We start from the raw sequence: 20,070 nt of genomic DNA, 5'->3' as shown, positions 1-20,070 counted from the left end.
CACTGCGTCGTTGAGACAGCAGACGCCCCGTCGACGTCATCCGTCGACGGGGCGCTGTCGTCTTCGGCAGGCGCGGCTCGGGCCGGTCAGTCTGCCGACTGCTGATTGCGGGTGGTGCTGATCGTCGGCTGCGCCGCCTGATCACCGCAGAGAACGATCATCAGGTTCGACACGAGATCGCTGCGTTCGGACTGCCCGAGTCTGACGATCTGACGTCCTTCGATCTCTTCGATCGCCGTCTCCACCATGCCGACGGCGCCTTCGACGATGAGCTGACGAGCCGCAACGACGGCTGTGGCCTGTTGGCGCTGGAGCATGGCACGGGCGATCTCCGGAGCATAGGCCAATTGGGTGATGCGCGATTCGATGACGGTCACGCCCGCGGCCATCACTCTGGCGGCGACCTCATCGGAGAGTCGCGAGGTGATCTCGTCGGCGTTGTCGCGCAGAGACATACGGCGAGGGTCCGAGGAATCGTAGGCATAGGAGTTTGCGATGTGCCGAACGGCGGTCTCCGCCTGGATGGCGACGAACTCCTCGAAGTCATCGACCTCGAACATCGCCTGCGCGGTGTCCCTGACCTGCCAGACGACGACGGCGCCGATCTCGATGGGATTGCCGTCGAGATCGTTGACTTTCAGGGTCGAGGTCTCATGATTGCGGATGCGCGTCGAGATCTGGTCCTTCGTGTAGAAGGGATTGACGAATCGCAGTCCCGAACGTCTGACCGTGCCGACGTACTTGCCGTAGAGCTGGAGGACGACGGCATGTCCGGGCGCGACCGAGGTGCATCCCCTGAACAGGAACATCGAGGCGATGAAACACAGCACGGCGATGACGAAGAGGACGACGCCGACGGCGACCTGGGCGAAGCTCATGACAAAGCCGATGATGCCCATGAGCACAGCGGCGAGGAGCAGGGCGATGGCACCGACGATAGCGAAATAGCCCGAGACCCCGCCGGCCGGCTTCTCGCGCACGCGTTCACCATCGGGGGAGACGATGCGCGTGGGGGCCGAGTCGGGCTGCCCCGGCCTCGCGGGAGGCCGGCCGGTGTTCGGCGCCTGCACAGATGAGCGTCGGGGTCCGCGGTCCGGTGTCTGCGGTGCGGTGGGTCCAGCGCCGGAACCGGACCCCGGGCCTGAACCGGGACCCTGTTCGAGGTGACGACGACTCCGCCGTGTCGGCGGCAGGGGTGAGCCTTCACCGTGGTGCGGCGGGGCACCGGTGTTCGCCTGAGCTCCGGCGGGCGGACCATACTGTGCCGTCGCCTCCGAACCACCGATCGACGCGGACTGTGCTCCCTGGGATCCATAGTGCCCGTTGGGATTCGTCACTGCCTCCGCACCGGGGTATGCCGCAGGCTGACTGTGCCCGGCTTGGATGTGCGTGCTCGGATCTCCGCTGGGAATCGGCCCGCGATCGGCGGATGAGTTGGGAGACCGCGGCGGCCGCTGGCCTGGTTGCTGAGGGTTCTGAGTCATGGTCCCAGTCTAGCCAGCTGATGAGACACGAATCTCAAATGGCCGCAGAGCCGCCTGTTTCGTAACAGTTCGATAACTGAACGCGTCCCATTAGGTGGAACGCTTGAATGTGACGTAAGTCTCAGTAAATTGTCACACTATGAACAATTTCTTCATTTCAGCAGCGCCGGCCTCTCCGGTCGACGATGCCATCAACTCATGGTTCGATCCGATCGCGACGTGGTTCGGCAGCGTCATCTTCTTTCCGATCACCATCGGATCGATCTCGTTTCCCTTCGTCGTCCTGTGGCTGATCTTCGCGGCCGGGGTCTTCACCGTCTACTTCGGCTTCATCCAAGCTCGAGGGGCGAAACTGTCGCTCGAGATCATCCGCGGCAAATACTCGTCGAAGTCCGACCCCGGTGAGGTCACTCACTTCCAGGCTCTCGCCTCCGCGCTGTCGGGTACCGTCGGTCTCGGCAATATCGCCGGTGTCGGTGTCGCTATCGCCCTCGGCGGTCCAGGTGCGACTTTCTGGATGATCATCGCCGGCCTCTTGGGCATGTGCACGAAGTTCGTCGAATGCACCCTCGGAGTGAAATACCGTGAGATCGACGAGAACGGGGTGGTCCACGGCGGACCATTCAAATATCTCCCTGTGGCCTTCCGCCGCTTCTCCAAGCCGGTGGCCACGGTGCTCACCGGACTGTTCGCCATCGCCATCCTCATCTTCGGTGTCGTCGGCGGCGGCATGTTCCAGGCCAATCAGACCTTTGCCCAGGTCCGCACGGCCACGGGCGGCGACGACGGGTTCCTCGCCGGGCCCTTCGCCTCGCTCATCTTCGGAATCATCTTCGCAGCGCTCGTCGCCCTGGTCATCCTCGGCGGGATCCGTTCGATCGCGAAGGTCACCGACAAGCTCGTTCCCGGTATGGCCATCTTCTACGTCATCTCATGTCTCCTCGTGCTCGGGCTCAACTTCTCGAACATCCCGGCCGCTATCGGTGAGATCTTCGCCGGGGCGTTCAACCCGCAGGGTGTGGCCGGCGGCATCGTCGGAGTCATGATCATCGGCTTCCAGCGTTCGGCGTTCTCCAACGAGGCCGGCATCGGATCGGCACCGATCGCCCACTCGGCGGTCAAGACCCGCCGTCCGATCTCCGAGGGATTCGTAGCACTCCTCGAGCCCTTCATCGATACGGTCGTCGTCTGCACCATGACGGCGCTGACGATCATCGTCGCCGATCAGGCCTCCTACCGAGAGGACCTCGGCGCCGGTGAGATCGGGGGCGTGGCCCTGACTTCGGACGCCTTCTCGACCGTCGCCTCGTGGTACCCGGTCCTGCTGGCCATCGCTGTCGCGCTGTTCGCCTTCTCGACCCTCATCACCTGGGCGTACTACGGAGAGCAGGCATGGAGCTACCTGTTCGGCAATGCGAAGGCCAGCGTCACCGTCTTCCGCACACTGGTCTGCCTCTTCGTCGTCGTCGGCTGTGTGGCGACCTTCTCGAAGGTCGTCGAGTTCGCGGACGCCGCGCTCTTCATGTGTGCCTTCATCAACATCCTCGGCCTCTACATGCTCATGCCGGTGGTCAAGAAGGAGATGAAGAAGTACCTCGCCGACCGCAAGGCCGGAACATTGAACGACCCGGACACGACCGACGCGGTCCCGGTCGACCAGCCCGCCTGAATCCGAGCCTCCTCGACCGGAAAGGCAACTCAACCGGACGGGACCTCCTCGATCAAGGATGCCTGTGCGCCGCGCCCATTCGGACGCGGCGCACAGGCATGTCCGGCCATCGATAGACTGGGGGCGTGGATGAGAACAGAGACGACAGAACACGCGCGGTCGAACGGCTGCAGGAGCTGCGGGGCAGCATCGACAATATCGATGCCTCCCTCGTCCATCTCCTCGCCGAGCGCTTCAAACTCACCGAGCGCGTCGGCGAACTCAAAGCCGACCACGGTCTGCCTCCGGCCGACGAGTCCCGGGAGGCCAGGCAGGTCGCCCGGCTGCGGGAGCTCGCCGAGGAGTCCCACCTGGATCCCGAGTTCGCGGAGAAGTTCCTGGCGTTCATCGTCGCCGAGGTCATCCGCCGGCACGAACGCATCGCAGAGGCACGCGAGAGCTGAGTCGCAGAAGCGAGGATCGCGCCCTTTCTGCGGACGAACGAGAGATGGCTCACAATACGCAGATCGTCCGCCCGCCGATGGGGCATGGGTTTGCCGATGCTGCGTGCTCTCGATTAGACTTGACCGTCGGTGCGCGTGACGCGCCACGGCTGGTGATTCCTCTCAATGGGATGTCTGCGGGTTCGTCCCGCGGCAGCCAAGGAACAACCGCCGTTCGTTTGTGTTTTAACAGAAAGAGGGTTCGAGCATGGTCTATGCCATCGTCCGTGCCGGGGGCCACCAGGAAAAGGTGAGCGTCGGCGATATCATCACAGTCAACCGTATGAAGGCGAAGGCTGGAGACAGCGTCGAACTCGATGCCGTACTTCTTGTCGACGGTGAGACGGTCACGACCGATCCTGACGCTCTGGCGAAGGTCTCGGTCAGCGCTGAGGTCGCCGGTGAACTCCGCGGTCCCAAGATTGTGATCCAGAAGTACAAGAACAAGACCGGGTACAAGAAGCGTCAGGGCCACCGCCAGGACCTCACCCGTCTGAAGATCACGAACATCAAGTAAGAGGAGACTTCTCACATGGCAAGCAAAAAGGGAGTCAGCTCGACCCGCAACGGTCGCGACTCGAACCCACAGTACCTCGGCGTGAAGCGCTTCGGCGGCCAGGCCGTCAAGGCCGGCGAGATCATCGTCCGCCAGCGCGGAACCAAGTTCCACCCCGGAGCCAATGTCGGCCGTGGAGGAGACGATACCCTCTTCGCTCTGACTGCCGGAGCCGTGGAATTCGGCACCCGCAACGGTCGCAAGATCGTCAACATCGTCGGAGCCTGATCCTTCCCGGATCCGTTCCGTCGTCAATATGATCTCTCCCTGAACCAAGGGAGCATGAAGGGTGAGTCGAACGACTCACCCTTCATCTGATATAAGGACATTATGGCCACCGAGTTCGTAGACCGTGTCACCGTTCATCTCGCCGCAGGCGCAGGTGGGAACGGGTGTGCCTCGATCAGGCGTGAGAAGTTCAAACCGCTCGGCGGACCCGACGGCGCCGATGGCGGCAACGGTGGGAACATCATCTTCCGCGTCGACCGCCAGACCACGACCCTGCTTCCCCTCCACCACCGTCCGCACGTCCGTGCCGATGACGGCGGGATCGGCAAGGGCGACCTGAAGCACGGCGCCGACGGAAGAGACCTCATCGTCGACGTTCCCGAAGGCACGGTCGTGAAGAACACCAACGGCGATGTCATCGCCGACCTCGTCGATGACGGAACCGAATTCACCGCTGCCGCCGGAGGTCGCGGCGGTCTCGGCAATGCTGCGCTGGCATCGGCGAAGCGCAAGGCCCCCGGCTTCGCGCTCCTCGGCGAGCCCGGACAGACGCTGAGCCTGGTGCTCGAACTGAAGACGATCGCCGATATCGCACTGGTGGGCTATCCATCGGCGGGCAAGTCGAGTCTCATCGCGGCTCTCTCGGCCGCGAAGCCGAAGATCGCCGACTACCCGTTCACCACGCTCGTGCCCAACCTCGGCGTCGTTCAGGCCGGCGAGACGCGTTACACGGTCGCCGACGTTCCGGGGCTCATCCCCGGAGCATCGGAGGGCAAGGGGCTCGGCCTCGAGTTCCTCCGCCACGTCGAACGCTGCGCGGGACTCGTTCACGTCATCGACATGGCCACGTGGGAGCCCGGACGCGATCCCGTCTCCGATCTCACGATCATCGAATCCGAACTCGCCGCCTATGCCGTCGACCTCGACGACGGCAGCGGACTCCTCCCGCTGTCCGAACGGCCGAAGCTCGTGGCGCTGAACAAAGTCGACATCCCCGACGGACGTGACCTCGCCGATATCGTCCGACCCGACCTCGAGGCCGCCGGCTACCGTGTCTTCGAGATCTCCGCTGTCAGCCATGCGGGTCTGCGGGAACTCTCGTTCGCCATGGCCGAACTCGTGCTCGCCGAGCGGGAGCGCCGCGCCGAGCTGGAGGCGACTCCGCAGCGCGTGGTCATCCGTCCGAAGGCCGTCGACGATCGTGGATTCGAAGTCCGTTCCGAACGCAGCGCCGACGGTCCGCTGTTCCGTGTCCTCGGCGACAAGCCTCGGCGATGGGTGCAGCAGACGGACTTCGGCAACGACGAGGCCGTCGGCTACCTCGCCGACCGGCTCGACCACCTCGGTGTCGAAGAGGCCCTGTTCAAGGCCGGTGCCAAACCCGGTGACACGATCGTCGTCGGCGGAGACGATGGAGTCGTCTTCGACTGGGATCCCACGACCGTCGGCGGTGCCGAGCTGCTGGGCTCCCGCGGATCGGATGCCCGGCTCGATGAGGAATCGCGAGCCACTCGCAAGGAGCGCAAAGCCGCCTATCACGAGAAGATGGACGCGAAGGCCGCGACTCGGGCGGAGTTCGAACAGGAGCGCCTGGCCGAACGTACACACCGTGACAGCGCTGACAGTGCACCTGCGACGGAGTCTGCCGAGGGAGCCGGCGAAGAGTGAGCGCCGCAGTGCAGGCGGACTCCTCCGCAGCGTCCGTCCGTGACGACATCGCCCGCGCCCGTCGTGTCGTCGTCAAGGTCGGCTCCTCCTCGCTGACGACGATCGACGGCGGACTCGACGAAGCCAAACTCATCGCCTTGACCGATGTCATCGGTGCCCACCGGTCGGCCGGTCACGAAGTCATCCTCGTCTCCTCAGGTGCGATCGCGGCGGGGCTGGAACCGATGGGACTGAAGAAGCGTCCGAGGGATCTGGCCAGCCAACAGGCGGCCGCCGGGGTCGGCCAGGGACTGCTCATGGCCGCCTATACGCGGGCTCTGGGACGCTATGACCTCGTTCCCGGCCAGGTGCTGCTGAGCGCCGACGACCTCATCCGCCGCACCCAGTACAAGAACGCCCAACGTGCCATCGACAAACTCCTGGCCCTGGGCACGCTGCCCATCGTCAATGAGAACGACGCTGTGGCGACCGAAGAGATCCGCTTCGGCGACAACGACCGCCTGGCCGCGCTGGTCGCCCACCTCTCCCACGCCGATGCGCTGGTGCTGCTGTCGGATGTCGACGCGCTCTACTCTGGTCCTCCGGATCTGCCCGGCTCTCGGCTGATCGACCGCGTCCACGGTCCACGTGAGCTCGACGAAATCGCCATCGGCGGCGTCGGGACCGCCGGCACGGGCACCGGAGGAATGGCCACGAAGGTCGAGGCCGCCATCATGGTCGCCGATTCCGGTATTCCGGCCGTGCTGACCTCGGCACCGCAGGCCGCCTCGGCGCTGGCCGGCGAGAATGTCGGCACGTATTTCGCGGTCACACACAAACGTCGGGGCACCCGTCTGCTGTGGCTGCGCCATCTCGCTCGCACCTTCGGCTCGATCACGATCGACCACGGAGCCGAGGCCGCTGTGCTCTCCCGTGGAACCTCTCTGCTCGCGGCCGGTGTCACCGCCTGCAGCGGAGAGTTCGAGGCCGGTGATCCTGTCGAGATCCGCAACCCCGCCGGTGATGTCATCGCTCGCGGTATGTCGAACTTCTCTTCGGCGGAGCTGCCGCTGATGTTCCGGTCCACGACCGAGGAACTTGGCACCCGTCTGGGAAATGATTACCGTAAAGAGGTCATCCATCGAAACGATCTCGTTCTCACACACGTGAGCGGGGGGAGATAGCCCATGACAGCAGCAGCCGAGATCCACCCGAAGACCGTGCGCGGAGTCACCCGCATCGTCCGCAATGCCAAGGCCGCGTCGAGTCTGTTGGCGACGACCTCGACCGCGGAGAAGAATGCAGCGCTCGGCGCCATCGCCGACGCTCTGCGCAGCAGCACCGACCGCATCGTCAAGGCCAACGATGCCGATATCGCAGCCGGCGCCGAGAACGGGATGAGCGACGCTCTGCTCGATCGTCTGCGCCTCGACGCCGATCGCATCGCCGCGATCGCCGATTCCGTCGAGGACGTCATCGACCTGGCTGACCCCGTCGGCGATGTCGTCGTCGGCCGGACTCTGCCCAACGGCATCCGGCTGACCCAGAATCGCGTGCCCATGGGTGTCATCGGCGCGATCTACGAAGCCCGTCCGAACGTCACCGTCGACATCGCCGTCCTCGCCCTGAAGTCCGGCAACGCCTCGGTCCTGCGTGGGGGGTCGGCGGCGCAGAACTCGAACACGGAGATCATCTCCATCCTCCGCCGCGCAGTCGAATCCGCGGGACTGCCGGCCGACTCGATCAGCGGCATCGACCAGTACGGACGCGAAGGTGCGCACGTGCTCATGAACGCCCGCGACTACGTCGATCTGCTCATTCCCCGAGGCGGCGCTGATCTGATCAACATGGTCGTGCAGGAATCGATCGTGCCCGTCATCGAAACCGGGGTGGGCAATGTGCACATGTTCATCGACTCCACCGCCACCGTGAAGACCTCCGTCGATCTCGTGCTGAATTCGAAGACGCATCGTCCCAGCGTGTGCAACTCGTTGGAGACCCTCCTCGTCCACGAGAAAGCCGCGAAGCGTGTGCTGCCGAAGATCCTCGAACGGCTCGACGGCGCCGGAGTCATCGTCCACGCCGACTCGGACGTCTCAGCACTGGCCCCCGCGGGGATGAAGATTCGCCGGGTGTCACGACGCGACTGGGCCAAGGAGTATCTGGGGCTGGAGATCGCCATCAAACTCGTCTCCGGAATCGAAGAGGCCATCGACCACATCCGCGCCTACAGCTCCGGCCACACCGAAGTGATCGTGACGAAGGACCTCGACAACGCCGACACCTTCGTCACAGCCATCGATGCCGCAGCGGTGGGGGTCAACGTCTCCACCCGTTTCACCGACGGGGGAGAGCTGGGCTTCGGCGCAGAAGTGGGAATCTCCACGCAGAAGCTGCATGCACGCGGTCCCATGGGACTCGAGCAGCTGACGACGACGAAGTGGGTGATGATGGGCAACGGACAGGTCCGTTCCTGAGCCGCCGGCGATTCCGACACCCGACCAAGCGGTTGGTGACCTCCCGATCAGGGGAGGCGTCGGAAGAGGAAGATGTCATGTCGATGCCGGATTCCTGGGTCGTTCATGAGAAACTGAGAAGGTAATGACGCCGACGCGCTTGTGCGCGTCGGACACTGAGTAAGGAGAAAAGACGTGAACGCAGCCATTATGGCCGCCGCAGCCGAAGGTGGGGAGCACGCCGCCCACGTCGAGCTGCCGATGGATCCGATCTGGTACGGACTCATCACCCTGGCGATCTTCATCACGATGGGCCTGGTGTCTCGGTCGTGGAAGGGCATCTCGCACCGCCACTGATATGGCAGAGCACAGACGCAGAGTCGGTGTCATGGGCGGCACCTTCGACCCCGTCCACAACGGCCACCTCGTCGCGGCCAGTGAGGTTCAGGCGACCTTCGACCTCGACGAGGTGGTCTTCGTCCCCACGGGACGGCCGTATCAGAAGGACGTCGAAGAGGTCAGCAGCGCCGAGCACCGGTATCTGATGACGGTCATCGCGACGGCATCGAATCCCCGGTTCACCGTCTCTCGAGCCGATGTCGACCGACCGGGCCCGACGTATACGATCGATACGCTGCGGGACCTCGCCCGCAGCTATGGTCCCGATACCGAGTTGTTCTTCATCACCGGCGCGGACGCTTTGGCTCAGATCCTGACGTGGAAGAATGTGGATGAGCTGTTTTCCCTGGCTCACTTCGTCGGCGTCAGTCGGCCCGGGCACGAACTCCATGGTGAAGGACTGCCGGTCGATCGGCTGAGTCTCGTGCAGATCCCTGCACTGGCGATATCGTCCACGGATTGCAGACAACGGGTGATGGATGGTGCACCTGTCTGGTACCTCGTGCCGGACGGCGTAGTGCAGTACATCGCGAAATACGAGTTGTACAGGAGTGAGAATGGCTGAGGAGCAGTTCACGTCACGTCGAGCACGGCGGGAAGCCGAGAGGCTGGCGGCGGAACAGGCGTTCGAAGCACGAGAGGTTCCTGAGCAGCCGAAGGAGGCTCCGAATTCTCGCGCGGGGCTCCTCAGTCCGCTGCCGCCGAAGAAGCCCGATGCGAAACCCGCTGCCGAGACCAGCGATGACACCGCCTCACGTATCGACCCCGATCCTTCGCCGCGGACCAGCCACGAACGCGGTGCCCTGGCATCTGACCACCCGCAGGAGTCGCGGCCCCCGGTCCATGCCGAGGACCGTCTCGACCCGACTCGGACTCCGCTGCCGCACTTCCAGACCCGAGCAGAGAAGAAGCGGTACCTGCGCGAACACGGACTCTCGCTGAACGGCGATCTGTCCACCGGCGCGATGCCGGTCGTGGCCGACGAGCAGGAACTGGCCGAACGCCAGGCCGCTGCCGAGGGCCGCTTGACCGGTCCGATCCCGGAGGTCCCGGACTCGGACGCCGCACAGTCGGCAGCTACCGGTTCGCAAGGCCTCGAGTCAGACACAGCCGACACGGATGCCGCAGAGAACCCTGCAGATGCATCGTCGGCGTCGAGTTCGGATGCGGATGCCGCGAGCACCGAGCACGAATCCTATGACACCGCCGGTTTCGGGGGAGGCTCCGACGAGGTCGCCGCCCGTGATTTCGAGGCCCCCGTCACTGCTGACTCGGCACCGCGCCCGGCGACCGTTGACAGCGAGCCCTACGACGCGCTGTCGATGCCGTACTCGGCCCTCGACGCAGATGCTCCGGCACTCGGAGACGAGTCCGAGAACGAGAAGCCGGCAGACGCCGCGGACCAGACCGAATCGGCGGATCAGAGCGGCTCGGCCGACACGACAGACTCGGATGCTGTCGCTGGTGCCGTTCACGCAGACGAAACCGGTCCCGCAGACGCACCTGCTCCCGCGGACGGTCACGCTGAGACACCTGAGGCAGAAGCCGCAGGCGAGCCCGAGCCCGCCGGTCGTTCGCGACGGATGCCGATCGTGCAGCCTCCCTCGACGTCCGGAGTGCGCGTCGTCACCGCCGCATCGGCACAGATCCCCGAAGTCGACGAGACGCGTGGGAGCGAAACTCAGCGACAGCAGACCCCGGACTCGGACCGCGGCGAAGAGTCGCAGGCCGGCACGGGTACCGACGCTGCAGATCAGTCGCCGGGTGACGCCGGCTCCGATGACGCGGCACGTGCCTTGGCCGCCAACCCGGAGACCCGCCCGATGGACGCAGTGCCCGAAGCCTGGTCGCTGCCGAATGCCGACTACGAAGACGAAGAGACCGAGAACCCTCCCGGCTCACGCATCCGAGCCAGCTCGGTCACCGGGCAGGACGGTCAGATCCTCATGGGCGAAGAGCCCTCCAAGATGCCCTATATCGTCCTCGGCGTCGCCGCGTTCTTCGCCTTGGCCCTCATCGTCATCGCCCTCGTCATGTTCCTCTGAACATCACACGGGGACACACCACCTCCACCACCGCATCCATGCGAAAGGATCTTGTGAGCGAGATCGCCGAATCCACCCAGCTGCTTCGAACCGCCGCCAAAGCGGCGGACGAGAAGCTCGGAACCGACATCATCGGCCTCGATGTGAGCTCCACGCTCTACATCACCGACGCGTTCCTCATCGTCTCGGCCGACAACGAACGCCAGATCGGTGCGATCATCGACGCGATCGAACAAGAGCTGCAGCTCGTGCACGACCTCACCCCGCTGCGCCGCGAGGGTCGGGGAGGGGACTGGGTGCTGCTCGACTTCGGAGAGATCGTCGTCCATGTCTTCTCTGCCGAACAGCGCGAGTACTATGCGCTCGAACGGCTGTGGAAAGACGTACCGGCTATCGACCTGCAGCTGCCCGAACCCGGCTCGGACGAATGACGAAGACGGTGCTGTTCTGGCGTCACGGACAGACGGACTTCAACGTCGCCGGTCGCTTCCAGGGACAGTCCGACGTCCCCCTCAACGACACGGGCCGAGCTCAGGCCGAAGAAGCCGCTCGACTCCTCGCCGAGTTCGATCCGGAACTCATCGTCTCCTCCGACCTCTCCCGTGCAGCGGCGACCTCCGACAGCCTGGCCACGCTCGTCGGTCGCGAACCCCTGCGCGACGAGCGCCTGCGCGAGACCGCATTCGGTGAGTGGGAAGGGCGCACGCGCTCCGAGGTGGCCGAGATCTGGCCGAACGAACTCGCCGAATGGGCCTCCGGCGCCGATGTCAATCCGCCCGGGGGCGAGTCCCGATCCCAGTCCGGTCACCGCGTCGCAGCCGCCATCTCCGAGATCGTACGGTCGACCGACGCCGAGCCGATCGCCATCGTCGCTCACGGTGCGGTCCTGCGCGCAGCCGCCGAAATCCTGTTGGAGATGAACGGGACCGGTCGGCTCGGCGTCCTCGGCAACTGCGGTCACGGAGAGTTCGGATTCACCGGCCACAGCTGGGTGCTGCGCAGCTGGGGCGCGTTCTCCCGCTGAGCCGGCGGTTCGCGGCACTGCCGGTTCGGTTCTCCGCCGTCCCGGCCGCGCCGGACTCAGCTGTCGGCCGTCCGGGCCGGTGCGACGGATCTGATGAGCTCGACCAGCGAGTCCGCCGACCTCGCCCAATCGAAGGCCTGTGCCTGCACCTGTCCGGCCGCGGACTTCCCCGCCCATCTTTCGGCGTCCGTGAGCCGGGTGATCGCCTCGGCGATCGACTGCGGGTCCTCGGGGTCGAAGTATTCGGCCGCCTCGGCGGCGATCTCCCGAAAGATCGGAATGTCCGAGACGGCCACGGGCACGCCCTGAGCCATCGCCTCGATCACGGGCAGCCCGAATCCCTCGTCGCGCGAGGCCGTGACCAGACCTGTCGACTCGTCGAGCAGGCGCGCGTACTCCTCTTCGCTGACTCCTCGGTGGAAGACGACCTTCGCTCGGTCGGGGATGAGGGCACGCAGCTGAGCTTCCCGACGTCCGTCGATGCGGCTGGCGATGTGCAGGGTCCACCCGGGCAGGTGCTCGAGGGCGCGGATGAGGGCCTCGACGTTCTTGTACGGCAGGAATGCGCCCATGTACAGGAGTGACTTCGCATCGTGTCGGTTCACCGTCCGCGCGGAGGTGGCGGCCACCTCGGCGGCATTGGACACCACCTGTACCGGCCTGCGAGTCAGGTGATGAGCGGCGATGAGATCCTTCGTCGTCTCGGACACTGCCGCCACCGCGTCGGCACGATTGAGGAGGAGCCGCTGCGGGAGGAAACTCAGATGGTACGCCCGCCACAGCAGCCGGACCGGCAACGGCAGATCGCCGGGCGGCTTGGGGTGGGAGTAGTAGATGAGGTCGTGGATGGTCAGAATGAGCCCGTACCGGCGACCGAAGGAGCCCATCGTCTGCATCGTGGAGAACACGACATCGGCTCCCAGGGCATTGAGCTTTCCGGCGATGGCTACCTCGGCGGGGGAGGTGGGGTCTGACAACTCGACCCATGCGCAATCGGGCAGAAGCGCCAGCTGGGCCCGATCGCTGATGATCACAGTGACGTCGATCTCCGTGCCCTCGACGGCCTCGAGCAGAGCCGAGAGCAGACACGAACCGTACCGGGAGATCCCGTCGTGGTGATCGGTGCGGGTGAAGCGCGCGTCGAAGAAGACCGACAGCCTCGGAGAGGGCTGACGGCGCTCTGTGCTTTTGCTCATAGAACTCCGAGTCGATAGTCTGATTCTTCGAAAGTCTGTGTCTGTCAGAATGCGTGTTTTGCGACGAAGGATCAGTGAGTGAAGGAATCATCACCTGTGCCCGCGGCCGTTGAGGCCCGCTCATGATCCTAACGCTAATCGCTCTGGCCGGACTTGTCGTCCTCACCCCGGTCCTCACCCGTTTCGCCGGGCGGGAGAGCGGCTGGCCGCTCGCCGCCGCCTACCTGGGCGTGGCTGCGCTGTTCACCCCTACCGCCGCCGAGGTGATGGCCGGGAACAATCCCGAGACGTCCTATCGGTGGATTCCCAGTCTCGGCGTCGACCTGGCTCTGCGAGCCGACGGCATCGGCGTCGTCTTCACCTATATCGCCCTGATCATCGGGGCAGTCGTGTTCATCTATTCGACCCGCTACCTCAGCCCGGGCCGGAACACGAGCTTCTACTGGCTGATGGTGATCTTCACGTTCTCCATGGTCGCGCTCGTGCTCACCAACGATGTGCTCGTGCTGTTCGTGTGCTGGGAGCTGACGTCCCTGGCGTCCTTCTTCCTCATCGCCCGGTCCGGATCACCCGGACAGGCACCGGCCCTGCGGACGATGTTCTTCACCTTCATCGGAGGCCTCAGCCTGCTGGTGGCCACCGGTGTGATCATCGCGGTGACCGGGACGACGAACCTCGCCGAGGCGATCAGCTCCCCGGTGTGGACGGGCCAGCCCGAGGTCACGACACTGGTGGCTCTGCTCGTCGGCGTCGCCGCCATGACGAAGTCCGCGCAGTTCCCCTTCCACCCGTGGCTGCCCGATGCGATGGCCGCCGCCACCCCGGTCTCGGCCTATCTGCATGCCGCTGCCGTCGTCAAAGCCGGCATCTTCCTCATGCTGCGGTTCTCACCGACCTTCCACGCCACGCCGGCCTGGAACGTTCTGCTCGTGACGGCGGGACTTCTCACTGCGTGTCTGGGCGGCTGGTTCGCACTCAACCAACATGACGTGAAGAAGCTCATGGCCTATTCGACGGTGTCCCAGCTGGGCCTCATCACCGCCGTCATCGGCGTCGGCACCGAGGCGGCCATCGCTGCCGCCACTCTCCACGTCATCGCTCACGCTCTGTTCAAGTCCGGCCTGTTCATGATGGTCGGAGTCGTCGACCACCTCGCCGGCACCCGCGACCTCGCACGGATCCCGAAACTCATGCGGTCCGCTCCGGCGGCGTTCACGGTGATGATCATCGGCTGTGCATCCATGACCGGGATTCCGCCGCTGTTGGGCTTCGTGTCGAAGGAAGCCCTGTTCACGGCCCTGGGAGAGACGCCGGGCGGTCCCTGGGCCGGGTGGGTGGCTCTGCTCGTCGCGGTCGGTGCCTCCGTGCTCACCTTCGCCTATTGTGCGAAGACCGTCTGGGGCAGCTTCATCGACGGGCGCGAACCCGAGTCGGGTGACATCCACCGCGGTTCTCCCGTCATGCTCATCGCGGCGGCCCTGCCGATCCTGGCCTCGTTTCCGCTGAGCTTCGTCCTCTTCCTCCTCGACACTCCGCTCGACCACGTGGTGCGCGCGGCGGTGCCGAACGCCACCGAAGAGGTCCATCTGGCGCTGTGGCACGGATTCAACATCGAACTGCTCGCCTCTGGACTCATCATCGCCATCGGCGTGGTCCTCATCCTGCGTCGCTCACGCGTGTTCGTCTTCTTCCACAAGGCCACGCTGCCGTTCGACGGAGCCGATGTCATCGACTCGCTGACGACGGGCCTCGAACGTCTGGGACACGGTCTTGCAACCTTCGTCCGCCCGATGAACTCCGGACCCTATCTGGCGATGTCGTTGGGCGGGCTGAGCGTGCTCGCCATCGGCTCGATTCCCGTCGTCTTCGCCGACTTGCCGCCGCTGCAGCAGAATCTCAGCCGTCCGGTGGATGTCATCCTGCTCATCCTCATCACCGTGGCGGTCCTCGTCCTGTGCACCTCGCATTCGCGTCTGACCACGGTTGTGGCGCTGTCTGCCATCGGCATCCTCGCCACCGTGCAGATCCTGGCCCTCGGCGCCCCCGACGTCACCCTGACCCAGCTGCTCGTCGAAGCAATGACGATCATCGTCATCATGCTCGTGCTCCAGAAACTTCCCCGGTCGTTCTGGAAGTACCCGAAGCGCAAACAGACGCCGCGACTGCTTCTGGCGGTCATCGTCGGTGCCAGCGCGGCCGGACTCACCCTGGTGCTCAACGGCCGGCGGGAACGCTCCGACCTGGGTCTGTACTATCTCGACAAGGCTCCGGAGATCAGCGGCGGAGACAACATCGTCAACACGATCCTCGTCGAATTCCGTGCCCTCGACACCCTCGGTGAGCTGACCGTCCTCGGCATGGCCGGAATCGCAATCGTCGCTGTGATGTCGACGGTCAAGGACAAGTTCATCGACCCGCCGGCCGAGAACATCCCGGAACCGCCGCGGCCTCCGTGGGTGTCCATCCGCCCCAAGGGCACCACTGCGTACCGTGGCGTCCACGAGGCGTGGCCGAACGTCATCCCGCTGCAGCTGACGCTGAAGGTCCTCGGTCCGCTGTTGGCGGTGAGCTCACTGCTGATCTTCTGGCGTGGTCACAATTCCCCGGGCGGCGGATTCATCGCCGCGCTCGTCGGTTCAGCCGTCATCGGCTTGGCCTACCTGTCGACGCCGAAGGATCGTGCGATCGGTCCGCCGCGGGCACCCCTGTACCTCATCGGCTCCGGCGTGGCCACGGCAGTGGTCACCGGCATCATCGGTCTCCTGTTCGCCGGTTCGTTCCTCCACCCGATGCACGCCGAGTTCGCCGGTCAGCATTGGACGACGTCGATGCTCTTCGATGTCGGCGTCTACCTGGCGGTGCTCGGACTCATGCTGCTCTCGTTCAACCTCCTCGGCGTCTCGGACTCCGCGGCGACTCCGGCCGGTGACGATGTGCTCACCAACGGCATCATCCGACGCGACGTCGAACGCACCCGCGAACGTGCCGATGAGCTGCTCTACGGGGAGTTGAGCGGTCCGATGGAGGCAATCCGCGGGGAACGTCCCGAACGCAGCCGCCGCCGCGGCGCTGAGGATTCCGAGGAAGCGAAGGTGCGGGCGAACTCGACGCATATCCTCCGCGGGGACTCACCGGCCGGCGGAGATGGGGAGGAAGCATGATCCTGGCACTGACGATCGGCGTCCTCACTGCCGGAGGCGTCTACCTCATGATGCAGCGCTCCATGGTTCGGGGAGTCTTCGGACTCACCCTCATCTCCCACGCAGCGAACTTCATCCTGCTCTCGGCCGGTGTCGGCGCCTGGAGAGGCGAACCTCTGGCCGGGCGCGGTTCCCTTGCCGACGCGGCCGACCCGCTGCCTCAGGCATTCGTCCTCACCGCCATCGTCATCACTTTGGCGGTGACGATCTTCATGCTCGCTCTGGCCGTGCTCGGCCATGACGACGACCAGAAACGCAGCCCGGAGACGGGGGAGGAGCGCGACTCATGAATTCAGCCCTGCTCCTCCTGCTCATCGGCCTCCCGCTCCTGGCCTCCGCGTTGAGTGTGCTCATCACCTCACGCACCTTCGACCGACTGCTCCTGCTCGCTGTTCCCGTGTTCGTCGGCGGCAGCGGGATCGGGCTCCTCGGCCTGCACGGCTCGACCCCGGTGATCGCCCATTCCGTCGGCGACTATGTGCCCGGTCTGGCGATCGTGTTCGTCTCGGACACGTTCACTGCGCTCATGCTCGTGCTCACCTCACTCGTCGCGTTCGTCAGCAGCCTGTTCCTCATCTCCACCGGAGAGGATCAGTACCGGTTCGTTCCGGCGCTCATCATGATGATGCTCACCGGAGTCTATGGTGCGCTGCTGACCGGTGATCTGTTCAACCTCTTCGTCTTCGTCGAAGTGATGATGCTGCCCGCCTACGCCCTCATCGCCGTCACCGGCACCTGGCGCAGGCTCGGGATCGGACGACTCTATGTGATGGTCAACCTGCTGACCTCGACGATGCTGCTCATCGGCGTCGGATTCGTCTATGGTGCCACCGGCACGGTCAACCTCGCGGTTCTGGCAGGTCAGGGACAGCCGACCGGCCAGGCAGGGATCGCGCTGGGCGTGGTGCTGCTGTCGCTGTTCATCAAGGCCGGCGGCGCGCCCTTCCACGGCTGGCTCGTCCGCAGCTATCCGAACACCTCGGCGGGCATGATGTCGCTGTTCTCCGGGCTGCATTCGAAGGTCGGGCTCTACGCGATCTACCGCATCTACACCACGGTCTACGGTGAACCCGCGCCGTGGGCGACGGTCCTGCTCATCGTCGCGGTGGCGAGCATCCTCATCGGTGCGGTCTCCGGCTTCGGGCAGGTGCGGGTGCGCAATGTGCTCGGATTCCAGATGACTGCCGGCGTCGGCCACATCCTCGTCGGCGTCACCCTGCTGACCTCGGCGGCCCTCGGCGCCGGTGCCTTCTACATGATGCACCATATGATCACGATGGCCGGTCTGCTGCTCATCATGGGCGCGGTCGAACAGACCTACGGCACGGGATCCTTCCGCAAGCTGTCCGGGCTCGCCTCCCGCGAGCGATGGGCGACCATCCTCATGATCCTCGGACTCTTCTCCCTGGTCGGTCTTCCGCCGACCTCGGGACTGTGGGGCAAGGTCGGACTCATTCGGGCTTCCACGGACACCGGCGGCGGCGTCGGATGGGTCCTTGTCGCTGCGATCACAGCGGGCGCAGCGATCAGCCTGCTGGCGCTTCAGCGCACCTGGCGCAACACCTTCTGGGGACCGCCGATGCAGACCTACCGCCCGGACTCGGCAGAGACCGGGCGTGCCCCAGCCGAACCGATCATGCGCAGCGTGCGCATTCCCGCCCGTCTGCTGGTGCCGGCGACGATCATGATCGGACTCTCCGTTGCGCTCTTCTGCTTCCCGGAGCCCCTGCTCGACCTCACACTCCGGGGAGCCGAGGGTCTGCTCGATCACAGCGACTACATTGAGGCGGTGATGGCACCGTGATGCGTCTCATCCACGGCATCTCCTACGTCGGCTTCATCGTCCGGGCGATCATCACGGGGTCGGCGACCGTCATCGCCCGACTCTTCCGCAGCGACTATGCCCAGCCGATGATCGTCGAGCTGCCGATGCGCTGCGCCACCGACCTCGAAGTCACCCTGTTCGCGTCGTCGATCACCATCACGCCCGGCACGCTGGTCACAGCGATCGCGGCCGGCACGTCGACGACCCCGCCAGTGATCTTCGTCCACGCCCTGTTCGAGGAGTCGGAGGAATCCGCCCTCGACGGGCTCATCGACATGGAGTCACGGCTGCTGTCCATGACCCGTGGACGTGCGCCGGGTCCACACACCGATCTGCAGGGAGGGCATCCATGATCGTCATCGCCGGCATCTGCTCGGTCATACTCGCCGTCGCTATCATCATCGGCCTCATCCGCGTGCTCACGGCCCGCGATCAGGGTTCACGTGCAGTGGTTTCGGACCTCATCTACTTCTCGGCCATCGCGATCGTCACGATGCTCGGCATCATGGTAGCCTCGTCGATCGTCCTCGACGTGGTCTTCCTGTCCTCCATGGTAGGGATCCTCGCCACGATCGCTCTGTCGCGCATCCTCACGAGGGGGCACCGCTGATGAATGAAACACTGGCCACGACCCTCGTCGGGATCTTCGGCATCACCGGATCCCTGCTGCTGCTCAGCTCCGCGCTGGCGATGTTCCGTGTTCGCGACGCCCTGTCGCGGATCAACGTGTTCTCGCCGGCTACGGGCCTGGGCATGCCCTTCATCGTCATTGCGGCCTTCATCTTCGACCTCTATTCGTCCGGGTTCTCCTGGTTCTCGCTGATCATGGCCGTCATCGCAGTGTTGTGCCTGATCATCGTGTCCTCGGTCGCGAGCAATACCCTGGCCAGGTCGACGGTGCTGTCAGGACAGCCGGTGTTCCGGAAGACCTCGCCCAATCGGCTGGCAGCACCGCCAGAAGGGGTTGTCGACATCGACCCCGAGGCGAAGGACTCCTGATCCGACTCAATCAGTTGGGTCTGCTGGATCAGTTGGGTCTGCCGGGCGACCGAACGCGTGGGCTCAGTTCCGCCCGGTCGTGCGCATCGTGATGTTGATCCTGCCCCCGCCGAGGTGGTCCAGCCGTCCCGCGTCCGGTGCGGTTCCCGGCTGGATCGACCTGACCCCGTGGTAGGCGAAGCGGGCAGGGCCGCCGAAGACGAAGGCGTCACCCGAGGCCAAGCGCAGATCCTCGAAGGGACGATTGCGGGTCTCCGTGTTCCCGAACCGGAAGAGGCATGTATCGCCCAATGACAGGGAGACGACCGGCGCAGGGTCGAATTCGTCCTTGTCCTGATGCATGCCCATCTTCGCGTGCTCGTCGTAGTAGTTCACGAGAGCTACATCCGGGTGGTAGCCGGCAGGGTCGAAACCCCATGCGGCGGCCGTTCCTGCAGCGAATTCCCCGGAGTCCTCGACGACCGTGACCGCCGTCTGCAGAACCTGACGGCCCAGGCGGGTCATCCAATCGGGGAAGGGCAGCACCACCTTGTCGTTGACGTCGACGGCACGGCGGTCGTACCGCCCGGGTTGCCAATGCCAGCCCAGCCCGATCGTCGTCACGCTCATCGGATGGCCCGCGATCGTTGCGGCATGAGGGGGAACCGGACCGGACTGCCATTCGGCATAGCGGGCGATGATCCACTGCTGTGCCTCAGCGGTGAGGAAGCCCGGCACCCAGACCGCACCGGGTGCGACGACTGCCGGTCGGCGGTCGAAAGTCTCATCGGCGAAGAGGGAGTCCATGTCTACCAGGATGCCAGAGTGGGCTCGGGACTCATCACGAGACCCGAGCAGACACGAGCGGCGAGTCCGCGAGC

At 65.0% G+C, this 20,070-nt stretch carries 21 protein-coding genes; 18 read left to right on the top strand and 3 right to left on the bottom strand.

What is annotated here, in order from left to right:
• Positions 1-86: 86 nt before the first annotated feature.
• On the bottom strand, positions 87-980 hold the full coding sequence (locus AD89_RS17905; RefSeq protein WP_231488339.1) for an SPFH domain-containing protein: 894 nt from the start codon (positions 978-980) through the stop codon (positions 87-89).
• A gap of 643 nt (positions 981-1,623) precedes the next feature.
• On the opposite strand from AD89_RS17905, the gene AD89_RS0101245 reads away from it, so the two are divergent.
• The 12 genes from AD89_RS0101245 (at position 1,624) to AD89_RS0101190 (ending at position 11,990) form a co-directional block, all read left to right on the top strand.
• Positions 1,624-3,153 carry an alanine/glycine:cation symporter family protein gene (locus AD89_RS0101245; protein ID WP_025776792.1) on the top strand — a complete coding sequence of 510 codons (1,530 nt, stop codon included), beginning with the start codon at positions 1,624-1,626 and terminating at the stop codon, positions 3,151-3,153.
• Positions 3,154-3,278: 125 nt separating this feature from the next.
• Complete coding sequence (locus tag AD89_RS0101240) at positions 3,279-3,596, top strand: chorismate mutase (protein ID WP_025776791.1); 318 nt, start codon at positions 3,279-3,281, stop codon at positions 3,594-3,596.
• 247 nt (positions 3,597-3,843) lie between these two features.
• Positions 3,844-4,152, top strand: coding sequence for a 50S ribosomal protein L21 (gene rplU / locus AD89_RS0101235; protein WP_025776790.1), 309 nt, complete (start codon positions 3,844-3,846; stop codon positions 4,150-4,152).
• Positions 4,153-4,167: 15 nt separating this feature from the next.
• The gene (gene rpmA / locus AD89_RS0101230) at positions 4,168-4,419 is read left to right on the top strand and encodes a 50S ribosomal protein L27 (RefSeq protein ID WP_025776788.1); all 252 of its coding nucleotides are present in this window, start codon (positions 4,168-4,170) and stop codon (positions 4,417-4,419) included.
• Positions 4,420-4,521: 102 nt separating this feature from the next.
• A complete protein-coding gene (gene obgE / locus AD89_RS0101225) occupies positions 4,522-6,087 on the top strand; it encodes a GTPase ObgE (RefSeq protein WP_025776787.1) in 1,566 nt (521 codons plus the stop codon).
• The gene (proB, locus tag AD89_RS0101220) at positions 6,084-7,250 is read left to right on the top strand and encodes a glutamate 5-kinase (protein ID WP_025776786.1); all 1,167 of its coding nucleotides are present in this window, start codon (positions 6,084-6,086) and stop codon (positions 7,248-7,250) included. Before obgE ends, proB begins: the two co-directional genes overlap by 4 nt.
• Positions 7,251-7,253: 3 nt before the next feature.
• Positions 7,254-8,543, top strand: a complete 1,290-nt coding sequence (locus AD89_RS0101215) for a glutamate-5-semialdehyde dehydrogenase (protein WP_025776785.1) — start codon at positions 7,254-7,256, stop codon at positions 8,541-8,543.
• A gap of 174 nt (positions 8,544-8,717) precedes the next feature.
• Complete coding sequence (locus AD89_RS19805) at positions 8,718-8,879, top strand: hypothetical protein (protein ID WP_155807341.1); 162 nt, start codon at positions 8,718-8,720, stop codon at positions 8,877-8,879.
• A 1-nt stretch (position 8,880) separates the two neighbouring features.
• The gene (gene nadD / locus AD89_RS0101205) at positions 8,881-9,486 is read left to right on the top strand and encodes a nicotinate-nucleotide adenylyltransferase (RefSeq protein ID WP_035319614.1); all 606 of its coding nucleotides are present in this window, start codon (positions 8,881-8,883) and stop codon (positions 9,484-9,486) included.
• Positions 9,479-10,966 carry a hypothetical protein gene (locus tag AD89_RS0101200; protein ID WP_025776783.1) on the top strand — a complete coding sequence of 496 codons (1,488 nt, stop codon included), beginning with the start codon at positions 9,479-9,481 and terminating at the stop codon, positions 10,964-10,966. Before nadD ends, AD89_RS0101200 begins: the two co-directional genes overlap by 8 nt.
• A 53-nt stretch (positions 10,967-11,019) precedes the next feature.
• On the top strand, positions 11,020-11,397 hold the full coding sequence (gene rsfS / locus AD89_RS0101195; protein WP_025776782.1) for a ribosome silencing factor: 378 nt from the start codon (positions 11,020-11,022) through the stop codon (positions 11,395-11,397).
• Positions 11,394-11,990, top strand: coding sequence for a histidine phosphatase family protein (locus AD89_RS0101190; protein WP_025776781.1), 597 nt, complete (start codon positions 11,394-11,396; stop codon positions 11,988-11,990). The genes rsfS and AD89_RS0101190 overlap by 4 nt, the downstream gene beginning before the upstream one ends.
• Positions 11,991-12,046: 56 nt before the next feature.
• On the opposite strand, the gene AD89_RS0101185 is transcribed toward AD89_RS0101190, so the two are convergent.
• Complete coding sequence (locus tag AD89_RS0101185) at positions 12,047-13,186, bottom strand: glycosyltransferase family 4 protein (protein ID WP_197021692.1); 1,140 nt, start codon at positions 13,184-13,186, stop codon at positions 12,047-12,049.
• A 122-nt stretch (positions 13,187-13,308) separates the two neighbouring features.
• Here AD89_RS0101185 and AD89_RS0101180 point away from each other — a divergent pair, with 122 nt between their 5' ends.
• From AD89_RS0101180 to AD89_RS0101155, 6 genes are read left to right on the top strand one after another with little or no spacing between them, the layout of a single operon-like run.
• Positions 13,309-16,347 carry a DUF4040 family protein gene (locus AD89_RS0101180; RefSeq protein WP_025776779.1) on the top strand — a complete coding sequence of 1,013 codons (3,039 nt, stop codon included), beginning with the start codon at positions 13,309-13,311 and terminating at the stop codon, positions 16,345-16,347.
• A complete protein-coding gene (locus AD89_RS0101175) occupies positions 16,344-16,676 on the top strand; it encodes a sodium:proton antiporter (RefSeq protein ID WP_025776778.1) in 333 nt (110 codons plus the stop codon). The genes AD89_RS0101180 and AD89_RS0101175 overlap by 4 nt, the downstream gene beginning before the upstream one ends.
• Positions 16,673-18,190, top strand: a complete 1,518-nt coding sequence (locus AD89_RS0101170) for a monovalent cation/H+ antiporter subunit D family protein (RefSeq protein WP_025776777.1) — start codon at positions 16,673-16,675, stop codon at positions 18,188-18,190. The genes AD89_RS0101175 and AD89_RS0101170 overlap by 4 nt, the downstream gene beginning before the upstream one ends.
• Positions 18,190-18,564 (top strand): Na+/H+ antiporter subunit E, encoded by a 375-nt coding sequence (locus AD89_RS0101165; protein WP_025776776.1) that lies wholly within the window; start codon positions 18,190-18,192, stop codon positions 18,562-18,564. Before AD89_RS0101170 ends, AD89_RS0101165 begins: the two co-directional genes overlap by 1 nt.
• A complete protein-coding gene (locus AD89_RS0101160; protein ID WP_025776775.1) occupies positions 18,561-18,821 on the top strand; it encodes a monovalent cation/H+ antiporter complex subunit F in 261 nt (86 codons plus the stop codon). The genes AD89_RS0101165 and AD89_RS0101160 overlap by 4 nt, the downstream gene beginning before the upstream one ends.
• Positions 18,821-19,210, top strand: coding sequence for a cation:proton antiporter (locus AD89_RS0101155; RefSeq protein ID WP_025776774.1), 390 nt, complete (start codon positions 18,821-18,823; stop codon positions 19,208-19,210). The genes AD89_RS0101160 and AD89_RS0101155 overlap by 1 nt, the downstream gene beginning before the upstream one ends.
• 63 nt (positions 19,211-19,273) lie before the next feature.
• Here AD89_RS0101155 and AD89_RS0101150 read toward each other — a convergent pair whose 3' ends face one another.
• Positions 19,274-19,996: an alpha-ketoglutarate-dependent dioxygenase AlkB family protein gene (locus AD89_RS0101150; RefSeq protein WP_025776773.1), complete on the bottom strand. Its 723-nt coding sequence runs from the start codon at positions 19,994-19,996 to the stop codon at positions 19,274-19,276.
• Positions 19,997-20,070: the final 74 nt, after the last annotated feature.

It is taken from the genome of Brevibacterium sp. VCM10, assembly GCF_000583215.1.
GTDB lineage: Bacteria > Actinomycetota > Actinomycetes > Actinomycetales > Brevibacteriaceae > Brevibacterium > Brevibacterium linens.
The sequence above is the reverse complement of the archived record's forward strand: the minus strand, read 5'-3'. Positions and strand labels throughout refer to the sequence as shown.

Bases quoted from the DNA above. Each gene is read 5' to 3' on its own strand.
- rplU (WP_025776790.1), top strand. From the start codon at position 3,844: ATGGTCTATGCCATCGTCCGTGCCGGGGGCCACCAGGAAAAGGTGAGC.
- AD89_RS0101170 (WP_025776777.1), top strand. From the start codon at position 16,673: ATGAATTCAGCCCTGCTCCTCCTGCTCATCGGCCTCCCGCTCCTGGCC.
- AD89_RS0101160 (WP_025776775.1), top strand. From the start codon at position 18,561: ATGATCGTCATCGCCGGCATCTGCTCGGTCATACTCGCCGTCGCTATC.
- AD89_RS0101175 (WP_025776778.1), top strand. From the start codon at position 16,344: ATGATCCTGGCACTGACGATCGGCGTCCTCACTGCCGGAGGCGTCTAC.
- AD89_RS0101190 (WP_025776781.1), top strand. From the start codon at position 11,394: ATGACGAAGACGGTGCTGTTCTGGCGTCACGGACAGACGGACTTCAAC.
- AD89_RS0101200 (WP_025776783.1), top strand. From the start codon at position 9,479: ATGGCTGAGGAGCAGTTCACGTCACGTCGAGCACGGCGGGAAGCCGAG.
- obgE (WP_025776787.1), top strand. From the start codon at position 4,522: ATGGCCACCGAGTTCGTAGACCGTGTCACCGTTCATCTCGCCGCAGGC.
- AD89_RS0101180 (WP_025776779.1), top strand. From the start codon at position 13,309: ATGATCCTAACGCTAATCGCTCTGGCCGGACTTGTCGTCCTCACCCCG.
- AD89_RS0101185 (WP_197021692.1), bottom strand. From the start codon at position 13,186: ATGAGCAAAAGCACAGAGCGCCGTCAGCCCTCTCCGAGGCTGTCGGTC.
- AD89_RS0101155 (WP_025776774.1), top strand. From the start codon at position 18,821: ATGAATGAAACACTGGCCACGACCCTCGTCGGGATCTTCGGCATCACC.
- AD89_RS0101165 (WP_025776776.1), top strand. From the start codon at position 18,190: ATGCGTCTCATCCACGGCATCTCCTACGTCGGCTTCATCGTCCGGGCG.
- AD89_RS0101245 (WP_025776792.1), top strand. From the start codon at position 1,624: ATGAACAATTTCTTCATTTCAGCAGCGCCGGCCTCTCCGGTCGACGAT.
- AD89_RS0101215 (WP_025776785.1), top strand. From the start codon at position 7,254: ATGACAGCAGCAGCCGAGATCCACCCGAAGACCGTGCGCGGAGTCACC.
- AD89_RS0101150 (WP_025776773.1), bottom strand. From the start codon at position 19,996: ATGGACTCCCTCTTCGCCGATGAGACTTTCGACCGCCGACCGGCAGTC.
- rpmA (WP_025776788.1), top strand. From the start codon at position 4,168: ATGGCAAGCAAAAAGGGAGTCAGCTCGACCCGCAACGGTCGCGACTCG.
- nadD (WP_035319614.1), top strand. From the start codon at position 8,881: ATGGCAGAGCACAGACGCAGAGTCGGTGTCATGGGCGGCACCTTCGAC.